Below are 24,449 nucleotides of genomic sequence, written 5' to 3' on the forward strand. Positions count from 1 at the left end.
CAAATCATCCTCTCCCAGGAAACATACCGGAGCGCGAAACGTCCTACCATGAGAGATCCACATCATTGGTCTGCCGACCCGCGGCACCTCGGAGGAACCGACATGAACCTGCTCGAACTGCGCCCCATCCTGCTCGCCGGGCTGTGTGGTCTGATGCTGGCCGCAAGCCCCCTGTATGGCGCCGACCACGATACGCACGCGGGGGACGAACCCACGGCCAGCGACGACGCGGATGCAGCGATGGACGACGATGCCACCGCCAGCGAGATGGAGGAGTTGCGCGAATCCTGGGCCGAGACCCGCGAGGAACTCCAGGAAGATGGTGCCGAGGCCGACGAGGCCACCCGGTCGCGTACCCGCGAAACCCTGGACGCGATGGATCGCGAACTGGATCGCCTGGGCACCAACATCCGCGAGGGCTGGGATGATCTGAGTGACGCCACTCGCGAGCGCCGCGAACGCGCCTACGATGGCCTGGTCGAGGAACGCAACAACCTAGCCGAATGGTCAAGCGACATGCGCGACCGTTCCTCCAGTGCCTGGGGTGGCGTACGCGAAGGGGCCCGCGACGCCTGGGGCGGCATCCGCGACGGCTCGCGCAAGGCGTGGGGCTCGGTACGCGACTCGTTCCGTGGCAGTGACGAACCGGCCGGACAGGCCGAGGAACCGGACCTCCAGGACTGATGCGGCGCCCCACTCACTGGCTGGGGGCCGCCATCGTCGTAGCCCTGGCATCCTCCGGGCTGATGGGCTGTGACGGCTTCGGTGCGACAACGGGGGAGCCGGAACATCTCCAGCGCACGACCGATCCGGAGATCCTGCAGCGCGGGGAACGGCTCTACCAGCAGCACTGCATCGCCTGTCACGGGGAACAGCGTGAGGGGGCCGAGAACTGGCGTCAGCGAAATCCCGACGGCACACTCCCGCCGCCTCCGCTAGACGGCACTGCCCACACCTGGCATCACCCGTACTGGCAGCTAAAGGACATGATCCGCTATGGGGCCGAGGCGCGCGGCGGCGCAATGCCCAGCTTCGAGGACACCCTGTCGGAAGACGACGTCGAAGCCATCATCGCCTGGCTGCAATCGCACTGGCCGGACGAGATCTTCGAGGCCTGGCAGCGCTACGACCGCAATCACCCCACCCAGGAAGACTGGGAAGAGGCGATGGGCGAACCCTGGGTTACACACGGCGAACACGCCCATTGATGCGTCGGGCCCGCACCAACCGTACAATGCGCCCGGAATGACAGGCGGCTCATCTGCGTCCTGTCGATACCGACAGGGAACGCACCCCTCGGGGGAACGGCCGGGAGTGGCCCATGCTTGATGTCTGCCAGCACGACGATGTTCCCGGTTCGCGGGGGTATGCGTGAATCGACGCGCCGAAGACCGCGCGGATGGTGAACTGCTCCGCCTGCAAGCGCTCGCCGAACAAGAGCGCGAGGCAAGGCGCCATGCGGAGACCCTGGCCGAGAGCAGGCTGCAGGACGTCTACGCCAAGCAGCAGCAGATCGAGCTGCTCAACACCATCGCCTCGACCGCCAACCAGTCCGACTCGATCGCTCATGTCCTGCGCACCGCGCTCTCCGCGATCGGGCGTTTCCTCGATTGGCCGGTAGGCCACGCCTACCTCGCCCGGCATGATGCATACAGCGGCACTAGCGAACTCAATCCCACCGGCATCTGGCACCTCGCCAGCGCAAAACCGTTCACCGCATTTCGCGAAAGCACCGAGGACCGCGTGTTCCAGGTTGGGGAGGGCCTGCCCGGTCGTGTGCTGGCCAACGGCGAGCCCGCCTGGATCGAGGACCTGAACACCGACGGCAATTTCCCGCGTTCACCACAGGCAGCCGCCAGCGATCTGTGTTCCGGGTTTGCCTTCCCGGTGATGGTCGGGGACGAGGTCGCCTGTGTCCTTGAGTTCTTTGCCACCGAGCATCAGCCCACCGACCCTGACCTGCTCTGGCTGATGTGGCAAATCGGGGTGCAGCTTGGCCGCGTGATCGAGCGCAACCGCCACGAGGAACGCCTGCTCCACAACGCCTCGCACGACCAGTTGACCGGGCTGCCCAATCGCCGGCTGTTTCACGACCGCCTGGCCCATGCCATCGCCCGAGCGACCCGCGAGTCCTTCAACCTGTTCGCGGTCCTGTTCGTCGATATCGACCGCTTCAAGACCGTCAACGACAGCCTGGGGCACCCGGCGGGGGACGAGTTGCTGGTGCGCGTCGGCCAGCGCCTGCTAAGTGCTTTGCGCCAGAACGACACCGTCTCACGGCCACAGGGCGCCGCGGCCAATCGCCCGGACGACACCCTCGCCCGTCTAGGGGGTGACGAGTTCACCATCCTGCTGGAAGGACTGCATGAACCGGTGGACGCCCTGCGCGTCGCCGAACGCCTGCAGGCTGTGCTGCACGAACCGTTTTCCATCGCCGGGCAGGATGTCTACGTCACCGTCAGCATCGGCATTGCGACCCGTCCCTACGGCCAGGCCTGCCCGGTCCAGCAAGAGTTCTCGGGGCACTCGCCCGGACAGTCCGAAAGCCGGGCCACCCCGGATGACCTGATGCGCGAGGCAGACATGGCCATGTACCGCGCGAAGTCGCTGGGCAAGGCCCGCTGCGAATTCTGCGATCCGGGTATGCAGACGCGTGCCCGGCTGAGCCTGGCGCTGGAAACCGATCTGCGCCAGGCGGTGGAGCGGGGGGATTTCGAAGTCCACTTCCAGCCCATCATGTCACTGAGCGACAATTGCATCGCCGGCTTCGAGGGGCTGGTGCGCTGGATACGCAACGGCGAGCTGGTCCCACCCGACGACTTTATCCCGATCGCCGAGGACACCGGCCAGATCCACCTGATCGACATGCTGGTGCTCTACACCGCCTGCCGCCAGCTGGTGCAATGGAACACCGACTATCCGGACAAGCCGCTGACCATCAGCACCAACCTGTCGGCCCGCCAGCTTACCCGCCCGGACCTGGTCGACGAGGTCCAGACGATCCTGGAAGGCACCGGCGTCCCACCCGCCCAGGTACGTCTGGAAATCACCGAGACCGCCACGCTGGGCAATCTGGACGAGCTGATCGAGACGCTGCAACGTCTCAAGGGCCTGGGCATCAGTCTGGCCCTGGATGATTTCGGCACCGGCTACTCCTCGCTCAGCTACCTCCACCGGCTACCGCTGGACATCCTCAAGATCGACCGCAGCTTCGTCTCCGGCCTGGACCACGACGAATACAGTCAGCGCCTTGTCCAGACCGTGATCCACATGGCCCACAACCTGGGACTGGAGGCGGTCGCCGAGGGCGTGGAAAGCAATACCCACGCTGCCACCCTGCGAGCGCTCGGCTGCACCCGCGCCCAGGGGTATCACTACTCCCCGCCGGTAGACGCCGCCCGCGCAACCGCCCTGCTCGCCAACAGCTTCTCCTGATGCGGTGTTAAGGAGACGCTGATGAATCAAACGGCCTGAGGCGATATCCCGCGACGGCGGGCCAGTACCTGGCGCACCACCAGTTTCTCCAGCTCCACAATCACGAACACCAGCATCCCGAACGCCAGGATGCGAATCCAGTCGTCGAGACGAATGGCCGTGGTGCCGAACAACGTGTGCATCACCGGCACGTAGGTGAAGGCCAGCTGCAGCAGGATCAACAATCCGATGGCCAGCCACATCGCGCGCGAGCGAAACAGTTCCCCACCCGGCAACACGGGCTGATGAATCAGCCGCAGGTTCAGCAAGTAGAAGGCCTGCCCCGCCACCAGCGTGTTGATTGCCACCGTGCGCGCCACCTCTTCGGACACGCCTGGGAGCATCCCCATGTACACGAAATGTCCGAAGGTGCCGGCCCACAACAGCAAGGCCACGAAGGGGATGCGCCAGAGCAGGAAGCCGGAGAGAAGCGGCGTATTCGGCGCCCGGGGCGGGCGCTGCATCACGCCCGGCTCGGCGCGCTCGAAGGCGAGCGCCATGGCCAACGTTACCGAGGTCACCATATTGACCCACAGGACCTGTACCGGGGTCAGCGGCAGAGCCAGGCCCATCAATATCGCCATCATGATGGTCAATGACTGCCCAGCATTGGTCGGCAGCATGTGCAGGATGGCCTTGCGAATGTTGTCGTAAACCGTGCGGCCCTCCTCAACCGCATGGGCGATGGAGGCGAAGTTGTCGTCCGCCAGCACCATCTCCGAGGCTTCCTTGGCCGCCTCGGTCCCCTTGCCACCCATCGCCACGCCCACGTCCGCGCGCTTCAGCGCCGGAGCATCGTTCACCCCGTCGCCCGTCATCGCGACCACCCGGCCGTTCTTCTGCAACGCTTGAACGAGCCGCAGCTTGTGCTCCGGCGAGGTCCGCGCGAAGACGTCCGTGCGCTCTGCCAGCGCCGCCAGTTCGCTCTCCTCCAGGCCCTCCAGCTCGTGGCCCGAACGCGCCTCGGCATCACGCCCCAAGCCCAATTGCACGCCGATCGCGCGGGCGGTCGCCAGGTGATCGCCGGTGATCATCTTCACATCGATGCCCGCCGCCTGACAGTCGGCCACGGCGCGGATAGCCTCTTCGCGCGGCGGGTCGATAATCCCCAGCAGGGCCAACAGAGTGAACCCGCCGGCCTCGACATCGTCGAAGTTCAGCTCGCGCCGTTCGGTGTCGGTGTCACGCACCGCGACGGCCAGTAGCCGTTGGCCGCGCGCCGCGACCGCCTCCATCGCGGCGTGCCAGTGATTCGCATCGAGGGCCTCGCGGCGTTCGGCACCAACCTGCTGCTGGTCACACAGCTCGAGCACCCGCTCTGGCGCACCCTTCAGGAACACACGTGCATGACCCTCGTGGTCATGATGCAAGGTCGCCATATAGCGGTGATCCGACTCAAACGGAATCACGTCCGTGCGGGGCAGGCGCTCCTCTTCCAGATGGGGGTCCAGACCCGCCTTGCGGGCCAGGGTGATCAGCGCGCCCTCGGTAGGGTCGCCCTCCATGACCCAGTCATCGCCCTTGTGATAGAGCTGCGCGTCGTTGCACAACAACCCCGCACGCAGCACCTCGATCAGGAAGGGGTCCTCGTCCGGATCGATGTCCCGCTCGTCCTCGACGAACCCACCCTGAGGGGCATACCCCACCCCACTGACAAAGATCTCGCGGCTTGCCGTGCGCAGGGTTTGGGCGGTCATCTCGTTACGGGTCAGCGTACCGGTCTTGTCGGAACAGATCGTGGAGACCGAACCCAGGGTCTCGACCGCCGGGAGGCGGCGGATGATGGCATTGCGCCGCGCCATTTTCTGCACCCCGATCGCCAGCGCGATCGTCATGATCGCGGGCAACCCCTCGGGGATGGAGGACACCGCGAGACTCGCGGCCGCAAGGAACATCTCGTCCAACGGATAGCTACGTACCCAGTAGCCGAAGGCGAAGGTGGCCATCGCGATCACCACAATCACCGCGGCCAGCCAGCGACCGAACTGCTCCATTTGCCGGACCAGCGGCGTCTCCAAACCTTCGACTGCCCCCAGCATGGTGGAGATGCGGCCGATCTCGGTGTACTCGCCAGTCGCCACCACCACGCCCGTGCCGCGGCCGAAGGCCACCAGCGTCCCGGAGAACGCCATCCCGCGGCGATCCCCGAGATCGGCCTCCAGCGCGACCTCAGCCGTATCCTTCTCCACGGCCACCGACTCACCCGTCAGCACCGCCTCTTCCAGACGCAGGTTCTTGGTCTCGAACAACCGCAGATCGGCCGGTACCCGGTCGCCTGCCTGGAGATGCACGACATCCCCAGGCACCAGCTGCTCGGCGGGAATCTCGCGGCGTTCGCCACCCCGAGTCACCAGGGCCCGCGGCGACAGCATGCGTCGAATGGCATCCAGGGCCTTCTCGGCCTTGCCCTCCTGGACAAAACCGATCAGCGTGTTGATGAGCACCACGGCGAGGATCACGCCGGTATCCACCCAGTGGCCCAGCAACGCCGTCCCCAGCGCGGCCACCAGCAGGATGTAGATCAGGATATTGTGGAAATGGCGCAGGAAGCGCCGCAGGACACCGGCCCGTTCGGGCGGGCGCAACTGGTTGGGCCCATAGTGCGCCAGCCGCTCTTCGGCCGTGGCGGCCGTCAGGCCTGAACGCGCAGAATCCCAGTGCTCGAGCGCCTCCTCCGCAGTCCGGCTGTGCCATGCGGGAGCTTCACGGGTTTCATCCGAGTCGGTGGGTTCGGAGGTCTCGGCCATGGGCAACGCCCTGCTGTGTCAACGTCGCCCTATCGTCACCCGGCACCGGGGGGGCGGCAAGCCCCCCGGTGCCGGGCGTGCCGAAGGATCAGAATTGCATTCCGACCTTGCCCATCACGCGCATATTGTCGGCATCGGCGCGGCGACCATCGAAGCGATCGCTCTCGGTGAACTGGTAACGCGCCTCCAGCCCCAGAAACCACTGACGATCCAGCTGGTACTTCAGGCTACCCCCCACCTGGGCCGCCCAAAGGCCATTGGTATCGTCGTCCAGCTTCGCACGCACGTAACCGATACCCGGACCAAAGCCCAGCGACAGGCGTTCATTCGGTTCGAACATCCAGTGGCTGTTCACCTCGGCGCTGGTCATCTTCAGCGGGTCATCACTGTAGCGGCTCACGCTGAGGTGATGACGCAGCACGCCGGTGGCCGGCTGGAACAGCTGGCAATTCGCCCCGATCTCGACCCCGTAGGCCGCGTCGGAGCTGGCATCGGAGAGATCCGGCGAAACCACACCGCCCAGTAGCGCGACACTGGGTTCCATGCCGCGCTCCACAGCACTCGCCTGCACGAACGGCGCCAGCGCCAAAGCGCCCAGGGCCAGCGTCGACAGCGTCTTCTTGTACACCATTGCGCACCTCCGTTTGGTCATCTATAAGCGAACCCTGATGATAGATCAGAGCGGCGTGATGTTCATCACATCCACCAGCGTTTCGTGAACCTGGCATGGAATTTTTTTCCGGTCGTCTGCATCACTCCGCGCAGGGCTACCCCGACATTCCCTTGAAAAAAATTGGAAATTCGAGGGAACCCTCGGTGCTCCAAGGCCTCGAAAATGATGATCCCGCCGAATCCGCCGGGTGACTCTACGTAGTACTCAGAAGACCACAAATCAAAAATCCAACCTGCAAACGGAGGACTCATGTCCGACAAACCGAATGCGAACCGTCGAAAATTCCTGCGTCAGGCGTCCGCTGCCGTAGCCGCCATCCCGGTCGTCAGCCTCGTTGGCATGTCCAACGCCAAGGCGGAGGAACGGGCCGAAGATGGTCATGCGCACAGCTACGTGAACAACGCCGCCGACGCCGACCATGCCGATTACTCGGATGGCGAAAAATGCAAGAACTGCGCCTTCTGGGGTGGCGGTGACTCCGAATGGGGCCAGTGCTTCCACGCCGACTTCCAGGGCGTGCAGGTCAACGCCGAAGGTTGGTGTGACGAGTACGTATCGTCCTAAGTCCGACGCTCCCGTCCGGCCCGGCTTCCTCCGGGCCGGATACTTTACCTCCCGCCCCTGAACCGCACTGCAACTTGCATCCCCGTCACCCCACCCCGCAAGCTACGCCTTTGATCTCGTAATACGGCTTCGGCTAGTGCCGAGAATGGCCGAAAGGGAGCTGCGTGTCTGACCGCCTACCTCGACCGCCCTGCAGCGCTTCCGCTAACGCGAGAGCCGGTCACTGATGGACCTGTCGACGACTGGCTTCACCGTCCTGTATCTGGTCTACGGTCTGGCGTTCTTTTCGCTGGGCGTCGTTGCGCTGGTACTGCCGCGAGGCGATGGCACCCTGCCGTTTGCCCAACATTTCTGGCTGCTGGCCCTGTTCGGGCTCATCCATGGCAGCTACGAGTTCCTGCAGGCAGCGGGCTTCCACTATTCGTGGGCGCGCGCGCCCTGGCTTAATGCCACCTGGAAGCTCGTCTCGTTCCTACCCCTTCTCGAGTTCGGGCGGCGCGCCCTGAACATAGGGCAGCGGCGTATTCAACTGGATGCTTTGTGGTTGTACCCGGTCATCGTCGTCGGGCTCATCCTGATGCTTGGGGTGGCGGAAGCCCCCTCGCATGGCCTCGCCAACGGAGGGCGCTACCTGGTGGGCGTCCCCGGCGCGCTGCTGACCGGCCTGGCCTTCTGGTCCCTGCTGCGCCTCCCCGCTCTGCGGAGCACCGAGGGACCCAGCGACGATCACGCCCACCATTACCCCGCCCTGGCAACACTGGCCCTGGCCTTCCTCGGCTACGCCCTGGTCACACCATTTCCGGGCACGATCGACTCCGCCCTCCCGGGCTGGCTGCCGACCCATGGCGATGTGCTGGAGACGATCGGGCTGCCGGTGCAAATGCTGCGCATGTTTGCGGCCATCCTCGCCGTGATCGCGCTCGTGTCCCTGACCCGCTCACTCGGAACCCAGCAGAGCGACGACCTGCTGCGCATCCTCGATACCCTTAACGGCTTTGTCTATCGTTCCCGCAACACGCCGAACTGGGAGGTCATCAATATCGAAGGCTCGCCGGAAGAGCTTGCCGGCTACTCGCGCGAGGCGTTTATTGAAGAGAATCTCACGTTTAACGACCTGGTCCATCCTGATGATCGCGACCGAGTTTGGCACGAAGTCTCCGAGGGGCTGCAGCGCGAAGGACAGTACCAGATCCAGTGGCGCCTGGTGCACCGCAACGGCGGATCACGCTGGGTGTACGAACGCGGCGTCGGCATCTACGACCACCGGGGTCAGCTCCAGTATCTGCAAGGGCATGTGGTCGACGCCGACGACCTGGTCACCACCAGCGAACGCCTGCAGGCCCGAACGAACGAGCTGGAGGCCTTCCACTCCACACTGGACCTGACCCTGGACGGGGTCTTTCTGTTCGACGTGGAGACCCTACAGTTCATCTACGTGAACCAGGGCGCGGTGGATCAGACCGGCATCCCGCGGGACGAGCTCTTGACCCTGCACCCCTTCGACATCAAGCCGGACTTTCCAGAACCGAAATTCCGCCAGATGATCGAGCCGCTGCGCCGCGGCGAACGCGACCAGTTCCGCTTCGAGACCACGCATCGCCACCGAGATGGCTTTGATGTGCCGGTCGAAATCTCCCTGCAGCTGGTCGCGCCCCGCGGCGAAACGGCCCGTTACGTCGCCATCTCGCACGACATAAGCCAGCGCAAGCGCAACGAAAACGCCCTCCTGCAGGCCCTGTCCGAGCTGGAATCCTCCCGCGACGAACAAACCCGACTGCTGGAACTGACCCAGCGCGAACAGGGGCGCATGTCTGCCCTGCTATCGGCCATGAGCATTGGGATCCTGTTCGAGGACCGCGACGGCCGCGTGGAGTACGTAAACCCGGCCTTCCGCCGAATGTGGGCCATCGGGAACGATCTGGATCTGGTGGGACGCCCTTCGCGCGACGTGCTGGAACACTCTACACACCGATTCGCCCGACCGGACCATGCCTCCCGTCACGTGCTCCATGTACTCGATACCCACGAGATCAGCGAACGCTTCGAGGTGGATCTGTACGACGGGCGCATCCTGACCCAGGTCTCCTACCCGGTTCAGGATACCGACGAGCGGGCCATCGGCCGGCTATGGATGTACGAGGATGTAACGCACGAGCGTCAGACCGCTCAGCAACTGGTCTACCTGGCCGAGCACGACGCGCTGACTGGGCTGTACAACCGCCATCACTTCCAGAAGCACCTGGAGAAAGTGATCCATAGCGAGCGCCGGCGCGACGGGCGTTTCGCTCTCCTCTACTTCGACCTCGACGAGTTCAAGACCATCAACGACACCTTCGGCCATCGTGCCGGGGACACCGTACTCGTGCGCGCCGCCGGCGAGATCGCCGCGCTGGTACGCAGCCAGGATATCTTCGCCCGCCTGGGCGGCGACGAATTCGCCATCCTGGTCGACCGCGAGTCGGAACATGAGCCCGTCGAACTGGCGCAACGCGTCGGCCGCGCGATCTCCGCGATCCCGTTCCGCTTCCGGGGCCAGAACTACCGCCTGACCGCCAGTATCGGTATTGCCCATTACCCCGAACACGGCGACAACGTGGAAGACCTGGTCGCGCATGCCGACACCGCGATGTACCAGGCCAAGGACCTGGGCAAGAACACCTGGGCGGTGTTCGACCGCAGCCGCAACACGGCCGAACACATGCTGGAGCGAATGTCCTGGAGCCAGCGCATCGGCACCGCCCTGGAACAGGATCATTTCGAGCTGCATTACCAGGGGATCTACAGCATCAATGACGGGGGCCTGCACCACCTCGAGGCGCTGGTGCGCTTGCGTGACCCGCGCGAACCCGACGCGATTGCCATGCCAGGCCAGTTCATCCCGGTCGCCGAGAAGACCGGCCAGATCCTGGATATCGACCGCTGGGTGATCCGCGAGAGCATCGCCCAGCTGGCCACCGACCCGGCGATCGCCGGCATCGCCATCAACATCTCCGGGCGCAGCTTCGACGAGCCCAGCCTCCCGCAGTACATCGCCCAGCAACTGGAACAGCATGCCATCGAACCGAGACGGCTGATCATCGAGCTAACCGAAACCGCCGCGGTCTCCGAGATGCAGGATGCCCAGCGCTTCATTGAGGCGTTGCAACACACCGGCTGCACGGTTTGCCTCGACGATTTTGGCTCCGGCTTCTCCACCTTCGCCTACCTCAAGTACCTCGGCGTTCAGGTCCTCAAGATCGACGGCATGTTCGTGCGCGACCTGCCCAATAACCGCGACAACCAGGCCTTTATCCGTGCGATGGTCGATGTCGCCCGCGGGCTGGACAAACTCACCATCGCCGAATGCGTGGAAGATGCAGCCACCCTCGAGATGCTGGCCGAACTGGGCGTAGACATGGCCCAGGGCTATCACCTGCACCGCCCGTCACCGGAGCTCCCCGCGATCGTTTCCTGAACCGGCAGACCGTCTCCTTCAGTCCGTAATCGGCTGCCACTCTTCGCGGCCGGCCGCCGGCCCCTCGAAGCGGAAGCCCACCGCCTTCGGGGTAACCCGGAACACGCCGCTGGCCCGGCTCCAGCCCTGTTCGCGCACCCGCGCATCGACCTGTTCGAACAAGCGCTGCAGCGCCCGCGCGGTCGCGGCGCGCTTGGCATACGCCAGACCGTGTCGTTCCCAGGCCGCGCGCGCAGCCGCGGCCCGTCCCCAGCCCGTCGCCACGAACCCGGCAAGCCACAGCGCGCGCAGGACGCCGTCACCCCACTGTGCGCGCAGTTGGGCCATGCCGGCCCGCGTGCCCGGGGCCGCTTCCACCGCCGTCACCAGGGACACGGGCAGCAGTTCGCGCCAGTCGCCGCTTTCGAAGGCCCCCGGCAGCAGGTCCTCGTCGATGATCTGCACGAAGTCCGGCACCGGATCGGAGCCGGTACGTTCCGCCAGCTGAATCAGCGCCCCCGCCTCGTCGGTATAACCGGACAGGGCGAAGCCGCACAGGTGATGGTCCACGATGTCATGCACGAACACCGAGGTCGGGATACGCTCGCCGGTATACGGGGTCGCCGCGATCACGTCCGCGCCACGCCCCGGCAGATCCAGCTTCCAGCCACGCACCCCAAAGCCATCCTCCCAGGCATCCGCGTACTCCGCGGGAATGGATACGCCGGCGGCGTCAGTGGCTTCATGCATGTCGGGAATTCAGGACATCGGCTTGTGCCCTCCTGGACGATTGCTCCTTGCACTGTACCGACCGGTCAACTAGTGTGCAAAGACATGACATCGCCCCCAGCCCCAACCCCGACCCACCGGGCCCGCGGCGACAGCCGCGACGCACTCCTGACGGCTGCGCGCGAACTGATCGTCGGTCGCAGCTACAGCGCCGTCGGCATCGCCGAGATCTGTGCCCATGCCGGCGTGCGCAAGGGCAGCCTGTACCACTTCTTCCCCGGCAAGGAGGCGCTCACCCTGGCGATGCTGGACGCCCTCTACGCGGACTTCGAGCGCGAGGTGCTGATCCCGGGGCTCGCCGGCGCCAACGGCCTGCACGCCCGGATCGAGGCGTTCGTCCATGCGATCCACGCCTTCGAGGCTCGCATGCAGGCGGAATCCGGCCAGTTGCCCGGCTGTCCCTTCGGCAACCTGGCCGTGGAGATGGGGACCCACAACCCGACCCTGCGCCGGGCGATACGGGGGCACCTGGACGCCGTCACCGCCCATTTCCGTTCCGTACTGGACGAGGCCGTGCAGGACGGCGAACTGCCCGGCGATACCAACACCGAAGCGCTGGCCGAACAGTGGCTGGCCCTGATGGAAGGGATCCTGGTGATGGCCAAGGCCGACCAGGACCCGGCGACGGTCCTGCGCCTGGGCCCGGCGCTGGTCACACTCCTGACCCACTCGCCCCCGGAGGTACCCCATGAACGATGAACGCTTCCCCCTGCACGACGCCGCCAGCGCCCCGGAGGCGCAAGCCGTATTTGACCGAGCCGAACAGACCTTCGGCATGGTCCCCAACCTGATTCGCAAGATGGCCAGCGCGCCGGCCCTGGCCGAGGCCTACCTGGCGCTCAACGACCTGCTGCAGAAGACCTCCCTGAGCCCCACCGAACAGGGCGTCCTGGTGCTGACCGTCAGCCGCTACCACGAATGCGACTACTGCATGGCCACCCACAGCATGACCGGCGTACCCGACGACGTCATCGCCGCGCTGCGCGAAGACCGCCTGATCGACGACCCTCAGCTGGAGGCCCTGCGCCAGTTCGCCCGCGCCCTGCTCGAACAGCGCGGCTGGGTCGACGAACCCACCCAGCAGGCCTTCCTGGACGCCGGCCATACCGCCGCGCAGATGCTGGAGGTCATCCTCGCGATCGGCCTGAAGACGCTGTCCAACTACACCAACCACATCGCCGGCACCCCGGTCGACGCGCCCATGGCCAGCGAACGCTGGAGCGCAACCGCGCGTTGACCGCGCAGGCCGTAGCCGATGATGCGATTGCGGGATGCACCGCGCAGCGGCAAGGTAGGGCCTCGCTCCCGACCGCCAGCCCGCCTGCATGCCGCCACGCTCGCGCATCCTCCTGCTCTCCGCCTACCGGGCCGACAGTCACGCCGCCTGGGTCGACTGGCTGACCACGACCTTCGGTCAATTCGACTGGGAGGTGCTGGAACTGCCCGGGCGGCACTTCCGCTGGCGCATCCGCGGCAACCCGATCTCCTGGCTGGACCGGCTCGCGGGGGTGGAGGCCGATGCGGTCATCGCCACCTCGATGGTGGACCTGGCCACCTTGCGCGGCCTGCATCCACCGCTTGCCAGGCCACCCACGCTGTACTACGTGCACGAGAACCAGTTCGCCTACCCGGTCGGACGCGACCAGGTGGATTCGGTGGACCCCCAGATGGTGCAGCTGTACGCGGCGTTGGCCGCGGACCGCGTGGCCTTCAACTCCGCCTTCAACCGCGACTCGTTCCTGGACGGCATAGACGCCCTGCTCGCCCGGATGCCGGATCATGTCCCTGACGGCCTGCGGACCCGGCTCCAGGCACGCAGCGAGATCCTGCCCGTCCCCGTCGCGCCACCCGTCCTGACGGGCAGCGTCCGCGACCCGGGACTGATCCTCTGGAACCACCGCTGGGAGTACGACAAGGCGCCGGAGGTGTTCGCGGAGGCGCTGCTACGGCTGCGGGAGACCGGCGTGGACTTCCGGCTCGCCCTGCTGGGGGCGCGGCCCGCCCAGCCCCCCGAGGCCCTGCAGCGGCTGCGCGCCACCCTCGGTGACCGCATCGTGGCGGATGGCAAGCTGCCTCGGCGGGAATACGAAGACCTGCTGGGCCGCGCGGGCATTGTCGTCAGCACTGCCTTGCACGAGTTCCAGGGACTGGCCGTACTGGAGGCCACGGCCGCCGGTGCCACGCCGCTGGTCCCGGACGCCCTGGCCTACCGCGAGCAGTATCCCGACACCTGCCGCTATCCCGCCGGCGATGGCGCGGCCCTGACCGAGCGCCTGCGGCATTGGCTGCAACAGGGCACGCCGCCGGCACCGGACGTGCGCGCCTGGCTGCCGGCTCGGCTGGAACCGCGCTGGCAGCAGGCGCTGGATGCACTGGTCGCGGGCGACGCCCGCCGGCCCGGGATCAGTCGCGCCTGACCACGATCCGGTCGGACGGGACCTCGTCCTCGGCCACGAAGACCGGGCGGATCACGTCGCGGTAGTTGCGAATGCGCTGCACGTAGTACACCGGCTGGTAGCCGCGGGCGTAGCCGAAGCGCAGGTTCTGGTAGTAGCGCTCTTCGGTCAGCAGCGGCAGGGTCTCGCGCATGTCGGCCCAGCGATCCGGATCACGCCCCAGCTCGCGCGCCAGCCGGCGCGCATCCAGCAGGTGCCCGCGACCGATGTTGTAGGCGGCCAGCGCCAGGTAGGTGCGGTCGGGCTCGTCAATGTCGTCGGGCAACAGTTCGTGCTGGCGCTGCAGGTAGCGCGCCCCGCCGTCGATGCTCTGCACCGGGTCCAGGCGATCCACTCCCAGGGACTCGGCCGTGCGCTGCGTCAGCATCATCATGCCGCGCACACCGGTGGGGCTGCGCGCCTCCGGATCCCAGTGCGACTCCTGGTAGGCCAGGGCCGCCAGCAGATCGGCCGGCAGATCGGTGCTTTCGGCCGCTTCCTCGAAATACGACTGGAACTGCGGCAGGCGGTCCTCGATGCGGCGGTTGAGCGCCCGCAGGTCGACAAAATCGAACTGATCGATGTAGGCGTAGTAACGCTCATCCACGAGTTCGCGCAGTTCCCGGCCGCCATCACCCTGCATCCAGTCGCCCGCCAGTTCAGCCAGCGCCACCTGGTCCGGCTGTACGTACCAGCCCAGGGTGCGCGGGTCGGACAGGTCGAAGGCGATGTCGAGATGCGGGAAGGAGCGACGGTTGTAGCGCACGATATGCGAATCGGCCACGGTGCAGTCGATCTCCTGCCGGGCGACCTGCGCCATCAGCCGCTCGGTACCGATCTCGCGGACCTCGAACCCGGCCGAATCCGGAAGCGCCTGCTCAAGGGTCTCCACGTAGCTGCTGCCGGCCGAGACCACCAGGTCGACCGACCCCAGGTCGTCCGCCGATTCGGGCATGGCATCGAAGTCGCGATGGCAGACCACCTGCTCGGTGATCTCCATGTACTCAGGGCCGCGCCGGAAGCGCTCGTCGCGCGAGGTGAGATGGGTCAGCCCCGCCGCGGCCATATGCGCCTCGCCGGAGGCCAGCGCCTCGAGCACACCGGAGACCGATTCGGCCATGACCCACTCCACCTGCCAGCCATGCGCCTGGGCAAAGCCCTCGACCAGGTCATGCTCCGTGCCCGCCGCTTCCAGATGCTGGTCAAAGTACCAGGTGGTGGGCGCATTGCGGGTCACCACGCGCAGCGTGCCTGTCTCCTCCACCGGCGCCAGCCGCTCGCTGGCGCTGGCGTTCGAGACCATCGAGTCGGATTGCCCCTCCTCGGCGCCACAACCCGCGAGCAGCACCAGCAGCGCGGCAGGCAACAGCGCGCGGCCCTGTCCGCAGGATGACGGGCGCCGGCCCGCGGCGCAGCGACGATTCGGTTCATGCATTCCGGTTTCCTTCCCGTCGACAGGCCGCGCGGATTGGCTGACCCCGTCCATGACGGATCCATGAATGTCCGATACAGAGACTAGGGTTTTGCGGAATGGTTCTCAAAAATACCCACGACGAAGGGGTTGCCATCCCTTGCGGAGGCCACCGCTGATGGGCGGCCCAGCCGCGTGCCCTGTACAGTCGAAGCCTCCGTCACCGTGCGATTCGGGGAACGCAGCGACCTCGGCACACTCCAATACTCCGTCACCCGCAAGGAGCGCGACATCATGGCCGTCGAATCCCTTCTCCTCCTCCTGCTCATCGGCGGCATCGCCGGCTGGCTCGCCGGACTGCTGGTGCACGGCTCCGGGCAGGGCATCCTGCTCAACATCGTGGTCGGCGTGATCGGGGCCTTCCTCGGCGGCTGGCTGTTCACCCAGCTCGGGGTCCAGGCCGGCGGGCTGATCGGCAGCCTTGCCGCTGCGACACTCGGGGCCGTGCTGCTGCTCGGCCTGTTGCGACTGATCAAAAGAGCCTAATCCATCCACCTTCCCAGGGAGACACCATGATCCAGATCCTCGGCATCATCCTGCTGGTGGGCGGCCTGATCGCCGTCGTCGTCGGCGCCCAGGATGCCTTTGGCATGCGCGAACGCGCCGCCCGAATGTTCCTCGGGCGGTTTACGCAACGCACGCTTGCATTACTAATTGGCGGAGGCCTCGCCGCCGTGGTCGGGCTTATCCTGCTGACCTGAAAAATCTGTGACGTGGTTGGCGTAAGCCACTCGAACCGGTAGTGTCCGGCTCGGGGCGGCACAGGCCAGCCAATGGTTCCACGGCTGCCCCTAAAAACAATAAATAGGGGGAGACCGCATGACCATGAAACCATCGCGCCGCCTGGCACTCACCGCCGCCGTCAGCACCGTCCTGTTCGCCGCACCTACGACCCTGCTGGCCGCCGGTTTCTACATCCAGGAACAGGGCGTCTCCGGCCTCGGCCGTGCCTATGCCGGGGAGGCCGCCATCGCCTCCGACGCCAGCACCATCTACTTCAATCCGGCCGGCATGACCCGCCTGGAACGCAACGAGGTGCAGGCGGGGGTGCATCTGCTGATCCCCAACGCCGAGGTCAACCAGCGCAACACCCAGATCCCCGGCCGCGACAGCGGAAACCCCTACGACCCGACCCCGGTGCCCAACCTGTACTGGGCGGAACAGTACTCCGACCGCGTCTGGCTGGGCTTTGGCCTGAGCGCCCCGTTCGGCCTGAAGAACGAATACAACGATGACTTCTTCGCCCGCTACGACTCGCTGGAATCCGATCTGCGCGTGCTGAACCTGCAGCCCAGCATCGCCTTCGATCTGACCGACCGGATCTCCATCGGCGGCGGCCTCGACCTCCAGTACGCCGATGCCACCCTGCGCAGCGCCACGCCGGACCCGACCGGACCCAATCCAGACACCGATGGCGAATTCGAGCTCGAAGGCGACAACTGGGATGTCGGCTTCAATATCGGGATGCTATTTGACCTGACGGACAACACCCGCCTCGGGATTCATTACCGCGATGGAATCTCGCACACGCTTCAGGGCACTGCTACCGCAACACTCTCTACGAACGACCCCAACCGAGCAGTCGTTGGCGACACGGTCGTGCAAGGTGGACAAGCAGAGCTGAAGCTTCCCGACATTGCCTCGATCGGTATCCGCCATCGCTTCAACGACCGCTGGACCGGGCTCGCGCAATACACCTGGTTCAACTGGTCGAACTTCGACGAAATCCGCATTGAGCTCGCAACCGGCGACCAGGTGCTGGAACAGAACTACCGCAACAGCTACGCCCTGGCGGTCGGAGCCGAGTACGAGATGAACCCGCGCTGGACCCTGCGCGGCGGCATCCAGTATGACCAGACCCCGACCCAGACCGACGGGCGCAGCACACGCACCCCGGATGGTGACCGCACCTGGTTCTCCTTCGGCGCCAGCTATGCCAGCAGCGACCGCCTGACCTTCGACCTCGGCTACAGCTACATCCACATCGAAAGCGAGGACCTGGACATCACGCGCAGCTTCAATGGGACCGACATCAACATGCAGGGCACGACCAAGGGCCACGTGCACGTCCTCTCGGCCGCTATGCGCTATCACTTCTAGAACCCCATAGGCCGGGGAAATCTCGCCCCGGCCTATTCGTCCCGTAACGCCACTCCGCAGACCGTCATCAACGCCCGGCGATCCGCCGCGCTTAAATCCCGGCGCCCCGCATTGGCCGGACCCAGCATCGAATGCATCACGGCCGCCGGATCATCGACGTGGCCAATCCCCAGTGCGTGCCCCAGTTCGTGCGCCAGCGTAAGGCGCAACTCGTCCGCGTCACTGGCCTTGAACACGGTGATCGACCGCCGTGCCCCCTGTTGCTCATAAACCGCCATATCGAAGCTTCCAGTCGCACTGACCTCGCGGTTCAACATCGCGACCTGCTCGTTAAACTCCTCGATCGCGCGCCCCAGTTCTCGGATCTCGCGGTTCAATTCGCCGCGGCGACGTTCCAGGGCCTCGCGGCGCTGCTCCAAGCCGTCCCGATCCGCGTCCAGCGCGGCGCGCTCGCGCTCCAGTCGATCACGATTAGCCGCGCTGTGCTCCATGCGCCCCGCGTTCCAGGCCGCTACCGCCCGTTCGTGTTCGCGCTGACGCGCCTGATAGGCCTCCAATCGCCGCTGATAGCTCGCAGAATCGCTTTCCAACGCCGAGCGCCACTGGTCCAGGCGCTCCTCTCGCGCCGCGATACCGGCCTGCAGGCTGTCCAGTTCCTGGCGGGTTCGATCCCGCGTTTCGGCCGTCGCCTGGCGCTGGTCAAAAACCAGACGCACCGGCATCCCCTCGCTATCACGCTGCCGGAAAAGCTCGGCATCCGTCTGCGAATCCCACATCGTGACCGCTGCGTCCAGGGCGGCCTGAACCACCTCCGGTTCCAGCCGAAAGCGGGGATCGACCGCCTCAAGATGCAGGGTCAGTGGCACCTGACACTCGGAAGCCACCATGTACCCGGCAACACCGCCCGGCCAATCAGCCTCCTGCCAGACCAGGACTCCCAGCGCCAAGGCACCCACGCCTCCCACCAGCCACAACGGTAGTGCCATCACACGTCCTCAATTGTTATCCACAAGGTGCCACCCAGCTGCCGCGAGAACCAGTGTTTGCCCCTTCTTGGCGCGCGAGGCACCATTGAGGCACGGCTCACGACACGCCTCAATCAGGAGACCCTCATGATGCGCGCCCTTTTCGCGGCCCTGCCGCTCATTGCATTGCCCTTCGCCGCCCAGGCCGAGACCCCGAACATCCAGCCCGGCCTGTGGGAGAACCAGAACACCATGATTATGGAAGGCATGGGCAACATGCCCGACCAGACCGAGACCACCACCGAGTGCGTCACTCAGGAAGACATCGACCAGGGCGAGAGCATCATCGAGCCCCCCGAGGGCTGCTCCATGGACCAGATGGACATGAGCGCCGACCGCATGGACTACACCATGGTCTGCACCGACCCACAGGGCGGGCAAATGCAGATGGAGGGCCGCATGCGTTTCATGGGCGATCGCGCCGAGGGCGAAATGACCAGCGAGATGGATACGCCCATGGGCACGGTGAACGTCCGCATGGAAATGCGCGGCGAACGCATCGGCGACTGCTGATTCCCCCTGTATTCACCACGAAGCACACGAAGACACGAAGAAGGGCCAGGTCAAAAGCATATCCACCACAGAGGTCACGGAGGACACAGAGACAAAGGGCTGGCGGATTATCCTGATCGCCGCTCGCCCTGTTTCAGCTTAACGGGATCGCAGGCTGTTCCAGAGCAAGCGGTAAGCAGTTCCTGGTCCCGATCTGATCTTAAGGAAACACTCCATTGGTCCCCTCTGAAAGTCTTTCGGGTTTCTCCGTGATCTCTGTGCACTCCGTGGTCGATCCGACTTTGAATTTCTTCGTGCCTTCGTGCGCTTCGTGGTAGTCACGCCCTGAAGGTTTACATCCTGCGCCAGAGGAGGATCTGGTTATTGACCGGGAGATCGATGATGGCCTCGCGCTGAAGGCCGTGGGACGATGCGAGGGTGTCCAGGTCGGCACGATCGCGTACGCCCATGCCGGGGTCCTGCGTTCGCAGGGCGTGATCGAAGCGGGCGTTGGATTCCGCGGTATGCACCCCATCGTGGGCAAAGGGCCCGTACAGGGCAAATAGGCCGCCCGGCGCCAATATCCGCGCCACACCGGCAAACATCACCTCCACTGCGGGCCAGTGCATGATGTGCACGGTATTCGCGCTGTACACATACTCGAACGGCCCCTCCGGCCAGGTATCCAGCCGCACGTCCAGCGGTATCGGAGCGCGCAGGTTGGGCAGCGCGGCATCGCGGCGCCAGGCCTCCACGCCCGGCAGGTTGTCCGCGACATCGCTGGGGCACCAATCAAGGTGCGGCAGCGCCGCGGCAAAGTGCACCGCATGCTGCCCGGTGCCAGCACCGATCTCGAGCACCCGGCCATGGGCGAGAAACTGTTCCCGCAACACGGCGAGGATGGGTGCGCGGTTCTGTTCCGCGGCTGGGGCATAGGGCTTTTCGGAGGCCATCGCAAGAATCCGTCAGGGCAAGAAGGGCCCAATTCTGGACGCTCCGGAATACGGCTGCCATGATCGAGAGACATCCTTGGTTCAGGCCAACTCCATGACCCCTCGCCCCCGACTGTTTCTGTCCGCACTGTTCACCCTCTTGCTGGCCGTCGGCAGCGAGGTTCTGGCCCGCGACATGGCAACCGATCCAGAGCGCTTGCTGCCGGTGGAGCTGGCCACCGTCGGGATCGACGCCGGGAGTGGCGCCGCGATTGCCCTGCTGCGCCAACCCGCCTCCGGCGAGGTTGTGCCCATCGTGATCGGTACGGATCAGGCCCGTGCGATCCTGCTGGCCATGCATGAGGTCCCGTTGTCCCGGCCACAGACGCACGACTTGATGATCGACCTGATCGAGCAACTGGATGCCCGTCTAGAACGAGTAATCGTGGACGGCCTGGAAAACGGGACCTACCTCGGATGGCTGGAGATTCGGGTCGCCGGGGAAGAGGAACCGCGGCGGATTGATACCCGGCCCAGTGACGCATTGGCGCTGGCCGTGCGCAGTGGGGCGTCGATCCACGTTGCCCCGGAGATCCTCGAGGCCGATGTGCCGTTCGACTACACCCCACCGGGCGATGACGAGGTCGTAACCGCTCTGGGCATCACCGTCGTGGAGGCCCGCGACGATTTGCGCGAAGCCCTGCAACTTCCGGATGAGCCCGGTGTGCTGGTCAGCCGCGCGGTGGGCCGCGCCGCCACGGCGGGGATCACCCAAGGGGCGCTGATACTGGAGGTCAACGACCGGACGCCGGAGACCCCGATGGACTTCCTGGAAGCGGTGTCGGCAACGCCGGAAGGCGAAGAAGCCACGATCCGCTACTGGCTGGACGGAGAAACGCGGACCATCACCCTGCCCACCGATGTCCCCACGATTGAGGAATCGGACGACGCCCTGAGCGTCTGAGATTGTCTCAATCGAACATCAGCTGCGGGCCGGAAGCCGTGGGCGCAGCCAGTCGAGGGTAGCAGTGGTTGCCGGATCGTGGGCGGCGGGTGGCGTACCCGGTTGCAGGTCTTCGAGGACCTGTCCGGCGAGCTGCTTGCCCAGCTCGACGCCCCACTGGTCAAAGGCATTGATGCCCCACAGGGTCGCCAGCACGTAGATCTTGTGCTCGAACAGCGCAATCAGTGCGCCCAGCGTCGCCGGGTCGAGCTGCTCCAACAGGATCAAAGTGCTGGGCCGGTTACCGGGGAAGGTTCGATGCGGCGCCAGCGCCTCGATCACCTCGGGTGGCTGACCGGCGGCGGCCATCTCCGCGCGCACCTCCGCCTCGGTCCGGCCCAGGGCCAGCGCCTCGGTCTGCGCAATCAGGTTCGCGATCAGCAACGGGTGCTGGTCCGGCAGGTCATGCGCCGGGCGGGCGACCCCGATGAACTCGGCAGGGATAAAGCGCGTGCCCTGGTGCAGCAGCTGGAAGAAGGCATGCTGACCGTCGGTGCCCACCGCGCCCCAGACCACCGCCCCGGTGTCATCGGGCACCACATCGCCACCGAGCCCCACGCGTTTACCCAAGCTCTCCATCTCCGCCTGTTGCAGGTACGGCGGCAGCAACGACAGGCGTTCGTCATAAGGCAGCACGGCCCGCGACTGGGCACCCAGCAGATTCTGGTTCCACAGGTCCACGAGGGCCATGCGTACCGCGGCATTGGTGGCCACGGGGGCGTGACGCACGTGCTCGTCCATGGCGTGCGCGCCGCCGAGGAAGGCACGAAAGCCGTCCATCCCCAGCAGCAAGGCCACCGACAGTCCGATGGTGGACCACACCGAATAGCGGCCACCGACCCAGTCCCAGAAACCGAACATGTTGTCGGGGTCGATGCCGAAGTCGACCACCCGATCGCGTGCGGTGGACACCGCCACAAAATGCTGCGCGATGGCCTGTTGGTCGGGCGCATGCCGCAGCAGCCAGGCGCGGGCGGCGCGAGCATTGGTCAGGGTTTCGAGGGTGCCGAAGGTCTTGGAGGCGACGATAAAGAGGGTCGTCTCGGGGTCGGCCTCGCGCAGCACGGCAGAGAGGGCGGCGCCGTCCACGTTGGAGACAAACTGCACGGCCAATGGCGCACCCTCGGCCGTGGCCTGCGCGTGTGGCGCGAGCGCCCGACAGACCATGCGCGGGCCCAGGTCGGAGCCCCCGATGCCGATATTCACCACCCGCCGGATCGGACGACCGCTGTACCCGCGGTGCGTGCCGTCATGGATACGCTGTACAAAGTCCGACACCCGATCGAGCTCCGCATGCACCTGCGGCACTACATCCTCGCCACCCACCTCGCAGCGGGCCTCCCGCGGCAGACGCAGGGCCGTATGCAGGGCCGCCCGACCTTCGGTGGTGTTGACCCGTTCCCCCGCGAACAGGGCCCGCAGGGCCTCCGGTACCTCGCTGGCCGCGGCGCGCTCGAACAGCGCCTCCCAGGCCGGGGCATCCAGACGCTGACGCGTCCAGTCCAGACGCAGCCCGGCAATCTCCTGAACATCCCGCTGCACACGGTCAGGATCGCGCGCAAACAGCTCGCGCAGCGTCTCCTGTTCCAGTCGGCGGGCCTCTACCTGCAAGGCACTCTCCATCGACACATCCGCTCCCGCTGTCATCCTGTCTCCCTTGTCCTGTGCCCAGAGTGCCGCCCCGGCCCCTGCGTTACAATCGATAGAAACCCAACCGGTCCCGCCGGTTCCATATTCGGGGATTGTTGCATGCGCATCCTGTTCGCCAGCAGCGAGGCCTACGGTCTGGTCAAGACCGGGGGCCTGGCCGATGTCAGTGCCAGCCTGCCCGCCGCCCTGCGCCGGCGGCGCCAGGATGTGCGCTTGGTGGTGCCCGCGTACCCCGAGGCCTGCCGCAACCTGGTCAACGCCTCGGTGCGCCCAGGCCCGGAGGACGCCCCGTGGCAGATTATCGAGGGACAGCTGCCCGGGACCCGCCTGACGGTCTACCTGATCGACTGGCCGGAATACTTCCAGCGCGCCGGCAACCCCTACAGCGCAAGCAACGGCATGGACTGGCCGGACAACGCCCAGCGCTTTGCCGGCTTCGCCCGCGCCATCGTGGCGCTGGCGCGTGACGAGGCCGGCCTGGACTGGACGCCGGAACTGGTGCACCTGAACGACTGGCAGACCGGTCTGGTCCCGCTGCTACTGGACCCCGAACGCACCGGGGTCGAGCGACCACACACCATCTTCACCATCCACAACCTGGCCTACCAGGGGCTGTTCCCCGCGAGCACCCTGAACGAGCTCAACCTGCCCGCCGATCTCTGGCACCCGGAGGCACTGGAATTTCACGACCAGCTCTCCTTCATGAAGGCAGGTCTGGTGTTCGCCGATGTGGTCACCACCGTCTCCCCTACCTATGCCCAAGAGATCCAGGAACCGGCCTCCGGCATGGGACTGGATGGCGTACTGCGCGCCCGGAGCGCGGACCTGCACGGCATCCTGAACGGGGTCGACTACCGTGACTGGGACCCTAGCCGCGACCGCCACATCGCCGTGCGCTACAGCGCCGATGACCTCGCCGGCAAGGCCGCGAACAAGGCCGCGCTGCAAACCCGTCTGGGGCTGGACGTGAATCCAGATATCCCACTGTTGGGGCATGTCGGCCGCATGGTGGAGCAGAAAGGCGTCGACCTGCTGCACGCCGCCTGCACGCCGCTGCTGGAGGCCGGGCACATCCAGTTGGCGCTGGTCGGCTCGGGGCAGAAAGACCTGGAACATGCCACCGGCGCCCTGGCGCGCGCCTACCCCGGCCGCGTGGGCGTGCACATTGGCTACGACGAGCCGCTGGCGCACCAGATCGAGGCGGGCGCCGATCTGTTTCTGATGCCGTCACGCTTCGAGCCCTGCGGCCTGAACCAGCTCTACAGCCTGCGCTACGGCACCCCGCCCGTGGTACACGCGACTGGCGGCCTGGCCGACACCGTGGTGGATGCAACCCCAGAGCACCTGGACGATGGCAGTGCCACCGGCTTCAGCTTCACCCCGGACAGCGTCAGCGCCCTCGGACAGGCACTGGAACGAGCGCTGGGGCTTTACACAGCGCGCGCTGATGGTCGCTGGGAACAGCTCATACGCAACGGAATGAACCAGGACTTTGGCTGGACCGCCAGCGCCGACGCCTACCTGGCGTTATACCGCCAGCAGGTCCCGCGCCGCACCCGGCGTGCGAAAGCGCCATCTGCGCTATAATCTCGTCCTTTTCCCGACGTCCCGACCCTCTCACGGCAATCAACCGGCAAGCACAGGCCGCGGCGGAAGTCGTC

At 65.9% G+C, this 24,449-nt stretch carries 21 protein-coding genes; 14 read left to right on the plus strand and 7 right to left on the minus strand.

What is annotated here, in order from left to right:
• Nucleotides 1–102: 102 nt before the first annotated feature.
• The 3 genes from D002_RS0110560 (at nucleotide 103) to D002_RS0110570 (ending at nucleotide 3,435) form a co-directional block, all read left to right on the plus strand.
• On the plus strand, nucleotides 103–684 hold the full coding sequence (locus tag D002_RS0110560) for a hypothetical protein (protein ID WP_018141891.1): 582 nt from the start codon (nucleotides 103–105) through the stop codon (nucleotides 682–684).
• On the plus strand, nucleotides 684–1,208 hold the full coding sequence (locus D002_RS0110565) for a cytochrome c (protein ID WP_018141892.1): 525 nt from the start codon (nucleotides 684–686) through the stop codon (nucleotides 1,206–1,208). Before D002_RS0110560 ends, D002_RS0110565 begins: the two co-directional genes overlap by 1 nt.
• Before the next feature lie 163 nt (nucleotides 1,209–1,371).
• The gene (locus tag D002_RS0110570; protein ID WP_018141893.1) at nucleotides 1,372–3,435 is read left to right on the plus strand and encodes a bifunctional diguanylate cyclase/phosphodiesterase; all 2,064 of its coding nucleotides are present in this window, start codon (nucleotides 1,372–1,374) and stop codon (nucleotides 3,433–3,435) included.
• A 26-nt stretch (nucleotides 3,436–3,461) separates the two neighbouring features.
• Here D002_RS0110570 and D002_RS0110575 read toward each other — a convergent pair whose 3' ends face one another.
• Together D002_RS0110575 and D002_RS0110580 are read right to left on the minus strand one after the other, a co-directional pair.
• Nucleotides 3,462–6,221, minus strand: coding sequence for a cation-transporting P-type ATPase (locus tag D002_RS0110575; RefSeq protein ID WP_018141894.1), 2,760 nt, complete (start codon nucleotides 6,219–6,221; stop codon nucleotides 3,462–3,464).
• A gap of 88 nt (nucleotides 6,222–6,309) precedes the next feature.
• The gene (locus D002_RS0110580) at nucleotides 6,310–6,852 is read right to left on the minus strand and encodes an outer membrane beta-barrel protein (RefSeq protein ID WP_018141895.1); all 543 of its coding nucleotides are present in this window, start codon (nucleotides 6,850–6,852) and stop codon (nucleotides 6,310–6,312) included.
• 291 nt (nucleotides 6,853–7,143) lie between these two features.
• Between D002_RS0110580 and D002_RS0110585 the strand changes: the two genes are divergently transcribed.
• Both D002_RS0110585 and D002_RS0110590 read left to right on the plus strand, forming a co-directional pair.
• A complete protein-coding gene (locus D002_RS0110585) occupies nucleotides 7,144–7,458 on the plus strand; it encodes a high-potential iron-sulfur protein (RefSeq protein WP_018141896.1) in 315 nt (104 codons plus the stop codon).
• A gap of 226 nt (nucleotides 7,459–7,684) precedes the next feature.
• A complete protein-coding gene (locus D002_RS0110590; RefSeq protein WP_018141897.1) occupies nucleotides 7,685–10,912 on the plus strand; it encodes an EAL domain-containing protein in 3,228 nt (1,075 codons plus the stop codon).
• An 18-nt stretch (nucleotides 10,913–10,930) separates the two neighbouring features.
• On the opposite strand, the gene D002_RS0110595 is transcribed toward D002_RS0110590, so the two are convergent.
• On the minus strand, nucleotides 10,931–11,641 hold the full coding sequence (locus D002_RS0110595; RefSeq protein WP_018141898.1) for a hypothetical protein: 711 nt from the start codon (nucleotides 11,639–11,641) through the stop codon (nucleotides 10,931–10,933).
• An 84-nt stretch (nucleotides 11,642–11,725) separates the two neighbouring features.
• On the opposite strand from D002_RS0110595, the gene D002_RS0110600 reads away from it, so the two are divergent.
• The 3 genes from D002_RS0110600 to D002_RS0110610 all read left to right on the plus strand — a co-directional run bounded on the left by D002_RS0110600 (nucleotide 11,726) and on the right by D002_RS0110610 (nucleotide 14,097).
• The gene (locus D002_RS0110600) at nucleotides 11,726–12,379 is read left to right on the plus strand and encodes a TetR/AcrR family transcriptional regulator (RefSeq protein WP_018141899.1); all 654 of its coding nucleotides are present in this window, start codon (nucleotides 11,726–11,728) and stop codon (nucleotides 12,377–12,379) included.
• The gene (locus D002_RS0110605) at nucleotides 12,369–12,917 is read left to right on the plus strand and encodes a carboxymuconolactone decarboxylase family protein (protein ID WP_018141900.1); all 549 of its coding nucleotides are present in this window, start codon (nucleotides 12,369–12,371) and stop codon (nucleotides 12,915–12,917) included. Before D002_RS0110600 ends, D002_RS0110605 begins: the two co-directional genes overlap by 11 nt.
• An 88-nt stretch (nucleotides 12,918–13,005) precedes the next feature.
• Nucleotides 13,006–14,097: a DUF3524 domain-containing protein gene (locus D002_RS0110610; protein ID WP_018141901.1), complete on the plus strand. Its 1,092-nt coding sequence runs from the start codon at nucleotides 13,006–13,008 to the stop codon at nucleotides 14,095–14,097.
• Here D002_RS0110610 and mltF read toward each other — a convergent pair.
• Nucleotides 14,084–15,550, minus strand: coding sequence for a membrane-bound lytic murein transglycosylase MltF (gene mltF, locus D002_RS0110615; protein WP_018141902.1), 1,467 nt, complete (start codon nucleotides 15,548–15,550; stop codon nucleotides 14,084–14,086). The two genes, D002_RS0110610 and mltF, sit on opposite strands and share 14 nt — an antisense overlap.
• 270 nt (nucleotides 15,551–15,820) lie before the next feature.
• Here mltF and D002_RS0110620 point away from each other — a divergent pair, with 270 nt between their 5' ends.
• From D002_RS0110620 to D002_RS0110630, 3 genes are all read left to right on the plus strand, one after another.
• Nucleotides 15,821–16,072, plus strand: a complete 252-nt coding sequence (locus tag D002_RS0110620; protein WP_026181664.1) for a GlsB/YeaQ/YmgE family stress response membrane protein — start codon at nucleotides 15,821–15,823, stop codon at nucleotides 16,070–16,072.
• A 26-nt stretch (nucleotides 16,073–16,098) separates the two neighbouring features.
• Nucleotides 16,099–16,287, plus strand: coding sequence for a DUF3185 family protein (locus D002_RS0110625; RefSeq protein ID WP_018141904.1), 189 nt, complete (start codon nucleotides 16,099–16,101; stop codon nucleotides 16,285–16,287).
• A gap of 118 nt (nucleotides 16,288–16,405) precedes the next feature.
• On the plus strand, nucleotides 16,406–17,686 hold the full coding sequence (locus D002_RS0110630) for an OmpP1/FadL family transporter (RefSeq protein WP_018141905.1): 1,281 nt from the start codon (nucleotides 16,406–16,408) through the stop codon (nucleotides 17,684–17,686).
• Between the two features lie 32 nt (nucleotides 17,687–17,718).
• Here the strand turns inward: D002_RS0110630 and D002_RS0110635 are convergent, their stop codons facing one another.
• Nucleotides 17,719–18,672, minus strand: a complete 954-nt coding sequence (locus D002_RS0110635; RefSeq protein WP_018141906.1) for a matrixin family metalloprotease — start codon at nucleotides 18,670–18,672, stop codon at nucleotides 17,719–17,721.
• A gap of 126 nt (nucleotides 18,673–18,798) precedes the next feature.
• Between D002_RS0110635 and D002_RS0110640 the strand changes: the two genes are divergently transcribed.
• On the plus strand, nucleotides 18,799–19,224 hold the full coding sequence (locus D002_RS0110640) for a DUF3617 family protein (protein WP_018141907.1): 426 nt from the start codon (nucleotides 18,799–18,801) through the stop codon (nucleotides 19,222–19,224).
• 332 nt (nucleotides 19,225–19,556) lie between these two features.
• On the opposite strand, the gene D002_RS0110645 is transcribed toward D002_RS0110640, so the two are convergent.
• Complete coding sequence (locus D002_RS0110645) at nucleotides 19,557–20,156, minus strand: DUF938 domain-containing protein (RefSeq protein WP_018141908.1); 600 nt, start codon at nucleotides 20,154–20,156, stop codon at nucleotides 19,557–19,559.
• A 94-nt stretch (nucleotides 20,157–20,250) separates the two neighbouring features.
• Here D002_RS0110645 and D002_RS0110650 point away from each other — a divergent pair, with 94 nt between their 5' ends.
• Nucleotides 20,251–21,099, plus strand: coding sequence for a bifunctional nuclease domain-containing protein (locus tag D002_RS0110650; RefSeq protein ID WP_018141909.1), 849 nt, complete (start codon nucleotides 20,251–20,253; stop codon nucleotides 21,097–21,099).
• An 18-nt stretch (nucleotides 21,100–21,117) separates the two neighbouring features.
• On the opposite strand, the gene pgi is transcribed toward D002_RS0110650, so the two are convergent.
• Nucleotides 21,118–22,761: a glucose-6-phosphate isomerase gene (pgi, locus tag D002_RS0110655; RefSeq protein WP_018141910.1), complete on the minus strand. Its 1,644-nt coding sequence runs from the start codon at nucleotides 22,759–22,761 to the stop codon at nucleotides 21,118–21,120.
• Nucleotides 22,762–22,887: 126 nt separating this feature from the next.
• On the opposite strand from pgi, the gene glgA reads away from it, so the two are divergent.
• Nucleotides 22,888–24,375 carry a glycogen synthase GlgA gene (gene glgA / locus D002_RS0110660; protein ID WP_018141911.1) on the plus strand — a complete coding sequence of 496 codons (1,488 nt, stop codon included), beginning with the start codon at nucleotides 22,888–22,890 and terminating at the stop codon, nucleotides 24,373–24,375.
• Nucleotides 24,376–24,449: the final 74 nt, after the last annotated feature.

Source organism: Thioalkalivibrio sp. ALJ7 (assembly GCF_000376865.1).
GTDB lineage: Bacteria > Pseudomonadota > Gammaproteobacteria > Ectothiorhodospirales > Ectothiorhodospiraceae > Thioalkalivibrio.

Coding starts and splice junctions, on each gene's coding strand:
- D002_RS0110560 (WP_018141891.1), top strand. CDS start 103: ATGAACCTGCTCGAACTGCGCCCCATCCTGCTCGCCGGGCTGTGTGGT.
- D002_RS0110565 (WP_018141892.1), top strand. CDS start 684: ATGCGGCGCCCCACTCACTGGCTGGGGGCCGCCATCGTCGTAGCCCTG.
- D002_RS0110575 (WP_018141894.1), bottom strand. CDS start 6,221: ATGGCCGAGACCTCCGAACCCACCGACTCGGATGAAACCCGTGAAGCT.
- D002_RS0110580 (WP_018141895.1), bottom strand. CDS start 6,852: ATGGTGTACAAGAAGACGCTGTCGACGCTGGCCCTGGGCGCTTTGGCG.
- D002_RS0110585 (WP_018141896.1), top strand. CDS start 7,144: ATGTCCGACAAACCGAATGCGAACCGTCGAAAATTCCTGCGTCAGGCG.
- D002_RS0110590 (WP_018141897.1), top strand. CDS start 7,685: ATGGACCTGTCGACGACTGGCTTCACCGTCCTGTATCTGGTCTACGGT.
- D002_RS0110595 (WP_018141898.1), bottom strand. CDS start 11,641: ATGCATGAAGCCACTGACGCCGCCGGCGTATCCATTCCCGCGGAGTAC.
- D002_RS0110600 (WP_018141899.1), top strand. CDS start 11,726: ATGACATCGCCCCCAGCCCCAACCCCGACCCACCGGGCCCGCGGCGAC.
- D002_RS0110605 (WP_018141900.1), top strand. CDS start 12,369: ATGAACGATGAACGCTTCCCCCTGCACGACGCCGCCAGCGCCCCGGAG.
- D002_RS0110610 (WP_018141901.1), top strand. CDS start 13,006: ATGCCGCCACGCTCGCGCATCCTCCTGCTCTCCGCCTACCGGGCCGAC.
- mltF (WP_018141902.1), bottom strand. CDS start 15,550: ATGCATGAACCGAATCGTCGCTGCGCCGCGGGCCGGCGCCCGTCATCC.
- D002_RS0110620 (WP_026181664.1), top strand. CDS start 15,821: ATGGCCGTCGAATCCCTTCTCCTCCTCCTGCTCATCGGCGGCATCGCC.
- D002_RS0110625 (WP_018141904.1), top strand. CDS start 16,099: ATGATCCAGATCCTCGGCATCATCCTGCTGGTGGGCGGCCTGATCGCC.
- D002_RS0110630 (WP_018141905.1), top strand. CDS start 16,406: ATGACCATGAAACCATCGCGCCGCCTGGCACTCACCGCCGCCGTCAGC.
- D002_RS0110635 (WP_018141906.1), bottom strand. CDS start 18,672: ATGGCACTACCGTTGTGGCTGGTGGGAGGCGTGGGTGCCTTGGCGCTG.
- D002_RS0110640 (WP_018141907.1), top strand. CDS start 18,799: ATGATGCGCGCCCTTTTCGCGGCCCTGCCGCTCATTGCATTGCCCTTC.
- D002_RS0110645 (WP_018141908.1), bottom strand. CDS start 20,156: ATGGCCTCCGAAAAGCCCTATGCCCCAGCCGCGGAACAGAACCGCGCA.
- D002_RS0110650 (WP_018141909.1), top strand. CDS start 20,251: ATGACCCCTCGCCCCCGACTGTTTCTGTCCGCACTGTTCACCCTCTTG.
- pgi (WP_018141910.1), bottom strand. CDS start 22,761: ATGGAGAGTGCCTTGCAGGTAGAGGCCCGCCGACTGGAACAGGAGACG.
- glgA (WP_018141911.1), top strand. CDS start 22,888: ATGCGCATCCTGTTCGCCAGCAGCGAGGCCTACGGTCTGGTCAAGACC.